General features: G+C 37.5%; 5 protein-coding genes. 1 reads left to right on the plus strand and 4 read right to left on the minus strand.

The features are described from left to right. Nucleotides 1–1,547 (minus strand): hypothetical protein (locus tag J7J33_03970; GenBank protein ID MCD6168447.1); only part of this gene is annotated, 1,547 nt, incomplete at its 3' end. Beyond that, a complete protein-coding gene (locus tag J7J33_03975; protein MCD6168448.1) occupies nt 1,504–2,244 on the minus strand; it encodes an ABC transporter ATP-binding protein in 741 nt (246 codons plus the stop codon). The genes J7J33_03975 and J7J33_03970, both read right to left, overlap by 44 nt. A gap of 41 nt (nt 2,245–2,285) precedes the next feature. Between J7J33_03975 and J7J33_03980 the strand changes: the two genes are divergently transcribed. Next, a complete protein-coding gene (locus tag J7J33_03980) occupies nt 2,286–3,605 on the plus strand; it encodes an amidohydrolase (protein MCD6168449.1) in 1,320 nt (439 codons plus the stop codon). Here J7J33_03980 and udp read toward each other — a convergent pair. Both udp and J7J33_03990 read right to left on the minus strand, forming a co-directional pair. Further along, nucleotides 3,584–4,417, minus strand: coding sequence for a uridine phosphorylase (udp, locus tag J7J33_03985; GenBank protein MCD6168450.1), 834 nt, complete (start codon nt 4,415–4,417; stop codon nt 3,584–3,586). The two genes, J7J33_03980 and udp, sit on opposite strands and share 22 nt — an antisense overlap. A gap of 11 nt (nt 4,418–4,428) precedes the next feature. Continuing rightward, nucleotides 4,429–5,280, minus strand: coding sequence for a hypothetical protein (locus J7J33_03990; protein MCD6168451.1), 852 nt, complete (start codon nt 5,278–5,280; stop codon nt 4,429–4,431). Nucleotides 5,281–5,380: the final 100 nt, after the last annotated feature.

Consider the following 5,380-nt stretch of genomic DNA (forward strand, 5'->3'; position numbering starts at 1 on the left):
AAACCCAGATTAAATATAAAATAGGCAACAAATATGGGAATTAAGAGGATGAGGAGGGATAATGGATTTTTGGAAATGAGAGAGATTCCAAGAACATTTATTCCTGATATTACCATTGATAGAACCATACAGACTATACTTCCGGCACTTGAAAGTATCTCTCCATAAGAGGTGGCATCTGGTTTTATATAGATTGAGCCAAATCCAACAGATATAAAGATAAGTTCCAGAGTATTTAGAAGGGAGAGGGAGGTAAATCCCATTGTTTTAATTATCTCTATGCCTCCAATGTGATTTACAAAGAAGTTCAGTAGCCCGCTCAATGGAATTAAAAATATTGAGTAGAGATAAACCTTTGATAGCATGAACTCCTTTAGATTTATTGGAAAGGATTTTAAGAGAACAAAACCTCTCCCTTCCTTACTTATCTGTGTGTAGGGAAAACGGAGGGAGAGGGAGGAGAGTATGAAGGAGATTAAAAGAAAGTTGAACTGAGAGAAGATGGGTTTAAAGTAGGGAAGGAGGGAGAGTTTTGAAAAATTTGCTATGTAAACAATAACCAAAGCTAAAATTAAAATTACCTCTGACCATTCAGATGGAGTTCTAATGAGAAGAAGTATGTCCTTTTTCATTATTTCTCCTTTAACACCTTTAAATAACCTTGAAATGAATAAATCTCTCACACTCCTCCCTCTCCTCATTCCACCACCTTTGTAGAGGTTTCTCTTAAGGAGTTTATCCGTAGTCTTCAATGATAAAAGATAAAAGATCAGAGAGGAGAATAAAAGTTTTGTGGCTTCAATGGAAATCTCCCTTGGTTTCCTTAAAAGAGAGTAGATGAGAAGATTGGAGATCCAGGTTGATGGAAGAATTGAGATTTCCTTCATATTCAATTTAAGAAGATAGTTTAAAAGTATATCTTTAAGGTTTAGTCTGTAGAGAGTTATCGGTTTAATAAACACAAGGGTAAGATAGAGAAGGGAGAAGATGGTTATAAATAAAACTATAAGGAAGTTTCTCACCTTTTCTCTTGGAGTTATCTTAAGTATTATGTGAGAAATTGTTGTAGAGATGGTGGAGACAAGGAGGAAGAAGAGAAAAAGGAAGAATGGAGATATGAAGATGTAGATTGGGTAGTGAAAGTAAGATGCAAGGGAGAGGATTATTGGAAGGAGAAATAGAATTGTTGTCTGTGATGAGGAGATGGTAATCTCAAATATGATTTTTGAGTATATGGAGAATGGTTTTATTGGATATGAGAATAAAAGTTCCATATCCTTAGATGAGTAGAAATACTCAACAGATAGAAAGAGGGAGGAGAAGAGTATCAATACCATAAACATGAGGAAGGTCAGGTTTATAATTCTTGAGAGCAGTATCTCACCAAAGACAGGAATAGACATAACTTTATCAAACAGATACCTTGAGCCATAGAATAGTCCTATAAAAAATAGGATATATATTAAAAAGAGGATTATTCTCTCCCTTGTCTTTAGAAGGAACTCATTCCTCTTTATCTTTGTGTAAAGGAATATCAGAGGGTCCATTCCTTGTAACCTCAAAGTATATATCTTCAAGTTTTTTCTTCATCCTATCCCTTATAAATGAAACACTCTCCTCCATAACAATCCTTCCCTTATTTATTATTCCCACTCTATCTGCCACCTCCTCCACATTGGAGAGTAGATGCGTTGAAAGCAGGAAACACTTTCCCATTTTCGTTTCCCCTCTTATAGCTTCCCTCAGTTTCTTTATGGTTAAAGGATCCAATCCAACAGTGGGTTCATCAAAGAGGTAAATTTTTGGAGAACGCATGAAAATTGAGACAAGTATTAATCTCTGCTTCAATCCATGTGAATAATCCTTTATAAGAGTATCCATATAATCTTCCATCTCAAAGTAAAAGACCCATTTTTCAATGTCTCCTCTACCAAAGACTCTTTTCACAAATATTAGAAACTCCATCCCTGTAAGATAAGGATAGATGTATGGCTGTTCTGGAAGGAAGCCAATCTTTCGCTTATAATCTATATCATTCTCTCCTATTTCCTCTCCATCCACAATGATTTTTCCAGAATCAGAAGGAATTATTCCTGTTATTATCTTTAAGGTTGTGCTTTTTCCAGCACCGTTTGGTCCAAGAAGTCCATACACCTCCCCCTCCTCAATTTCAAAATTTACTCCCCTTAAGACTTCCTTTTTTCCAAAGGATTTTTTGAGGTTCTCTACTTTAAGAAGCACCATAATTAAATTATATCAGGGAATAAATCTGATAAAATTCTTGTATGGAAAAGAGTGAACTTAAAAAGATAGTCCTTGATGAGATTGAGAAAAGAAAAGAGGAGATAATTTCCATTTGTAGAAGCATATACAATGAACCTGAAGAGGGTTTCAAGGAGTTTAGGACAAGAGAGAAGATAAAGAGTTTCTTTGTAAAGGAAAACATACCCTATGAGGAATTTTCCATAACAGGGATAAAAGGGATTTTAAAAGGTGGGGGAGATATAAACATAGGGGTCTTTTCAGAGATGGATGCCCTTTTCAATCCTTCGCATCCAGATAGCAAAAATGGTCTTGTTCACGCATGTGGACATTTTGCACAGATTGGCTATCTTATAGGAGTTGCTCTTGGTATAAATAGAATCAGAAAGTATCTTTCTGGAAACATATTTCTCTTTGGAACTCCTGCTGAAGAATTTATAGATCTTTCCTTTAGAGAAGAATTGAAAAGAGATGGGAAGATAAGATTTTTTGGTGGGAAGCAGGAGATGATAAGAGAGGGAGTTATAGATGATGTTCATATTGGTATAATGGCACATGGTGATTCCTCCTACAGAGGAAGATACTTCATCGTAGGTTATGGAACCAATGGATTTGTATCAAAGATGATAAGATTCAAAGGGAGACCAGCTCATGCAGGCGCAGAACCAGAGAAGGGGATAAATGCACTTCATATGATGACCCTTTCAATAGATGCAGTAAACATGATAAGGGAAAGATTTAGGGATAAAGACCACATAAGGGTTCACTATATAAGCACAAAGGGAGGAGATAGTGTCAATATTATTCCTGACGATGTTCGTATGGAGATGTATGTAAGGGGTGCAAGCACTGATGCAATTCTATCTGTTGATAAACTTGTTGATAGGGCAATTCTTGGTTCTTCATATGCTCTTGGTGGAGATGTGAATATAAAAACCATTCCAGGTTATCTTCCACTCATCCAGAATAAAGAACTCTCAGAAATTTTCAAAAAGAATGCAGAAGAGATTGGGATTAAAGTTGTTGAGAGAGATTTTAGTGGTGCATCCACTGATATGGGAGATATCTCCCATATCATTCCTGTCATACACCCATCCTTCTCTGGATTTTCAGGGAAATTTCATGGAGAGGATTTTAAAATGGTTGATGAGGAGATGGCATGTATTATCCCTGCAAAGGTTATAGCAATGACAATAATTGACCTTCTCTACGATAAAGCATTGGCAAGAAAGATAATAGAAAATTATAAACCTCTCCTCACAAAGGAAGATTACCTTTCCTTTATGAACAAACTTGAAAGAGAGACTTCCTCTTCAGAGATTTATTTTAAAAGTGATGGATAAAAGAGTTTCTTTCCTTTTTTCCTCTTTATCTCATCCCAATTGGTTAGTATCTTAACTGCAAGGTTTGCAACCTCTATTGCCCTCTCCTCTCCAACATAGGCAAACTCATTTGTAACTCTGTTTGCTATAACCACACATACTGCACCTGCCCTCAACTTGTATATGGAAGACAAGACAAAGAGTGTTGATGCCTCCATCTCAAAGTTCGTGACATTTGCCGCCTTCATATCTTGATATATATCTTTGGCAAAGGATGGAATGTATCCATTCATTCCCGGTCTCCCCTGTCCAACATAGAATGAATCTGTGGATGCTGTAATTCCTATGTGGTATCTAAATCCAAGTTCCTCTGCTGCCTGAATTAGAGCGAGGGTTACTTCGTATGAGGCAAAGGCTGGATACTCCCCTCTAACATACTGATGTGTTGTTCCCTCAAGTCTTACCGCAGCTTGATCAATTATTATATCTCCAAGTTCAATTCCCTCCTGAATCGCACCTGTTGTTCCAACCCTTATAAAGGTATGGGCACCAATCCTTGCAGCTTCCTCTATTGCTATGGCAAGGGATGGTCCTCCAATTCCAGTGGATAATGCAGATATGGGAACACCCCTGTATTTTCCTGTGGCAGATTTATACTCTCTATGAAAGGCAAGAATTTTTCCCTCATCCCATGTCTTTAGAATTCTATCAACCCTTCCGGGATCTCCCGGTGTTAAAACATATGGAGCTAAATCCCCCGGTTTTAAATCAATGTGATACTGCTTCCCCTCACCTGTTTCAGGTCTCTCCGCTGATTTGAATTTCTCACTCATTATAAACCTCCTTACTTCTTCTCCTTCTGTTTTGGTGTAATTGGAAGAGGAATGTATTGAACAGATGGTCTTCCCATGCCAGATTGTGGATAAAGACTCATTAAAGCATAAACCTCATGTGGCATATCTGTGCTCACCTTAAGCCCCATCTCCTTTACCTTTTCAAAACTCAATGGATAATCGTGAGTCCATTTTCCCGACACAAGCTCATCCACTATCCTCTCTGCTTGCTCCTTGGTGAAAATTCCCTCCTCAACTTTATCAGAGAGAAGCTCAAGGACAAACTCCTTTACCTGCCTCATTGCCTTCTCTGAGACATCTGCAAGGATTAATGTTTCATCATTAACTTTGTTTATATCCTTCTTCTTAACAACATTAAGAATGGAAACGGCAGGATATGTTCCAATCTGTGGGTCAATTGGTCCAAGAACTGCATTTTTGTCCATAACAATCTCATCAGCGGCAAGTGCAATAAGTGTTCCACCACTCATTGCATAGTGGGGAATAAAAACTGTAACTTTCCCCTTCCTCTTTACAAGAGACCTTGCAATCTGCTCTGCTGCAAGGACAAGTCCTCCTGGTGTGTGAAGGATAAGATCAATGGGAACATCATCAGGTGTCATTCTTATTGCTCTCAATATCTCTTCAGAGTCATCTATATCTATCATCTTTCTAAAGGGAATTCCAAAGAAGGAGAGGGACTCCTGTCTGTGAATTAAAGTTATAACCCTTGACTTCCTCTTGTTCTGGAATCTTGCAATGAGTTTTATTCTCTGAACTTCAATCTCCCTCTTATGAATTGCAGGGTAAAAGATGGATAGAAGAATTATTATCCAGAATATAAGTGAAAAGTAATCCATCATTGTTTCAACCTCGCAAAAGCTTCCTTCATTCTTTCAAGCCCTTTCCTTATATTGTCCTTGCTTGTTGCATATGAAAATCTTAGGTATCCTTCTCCATACT

It is taken from the genome of Caldisericia bacterium, assembly GCA_021158845.1.
Classification (GTDB): domain Bacteria; phylum Caldisericota; class Caldisericia; order B22-G15; family B22-G15; genus B22-G15.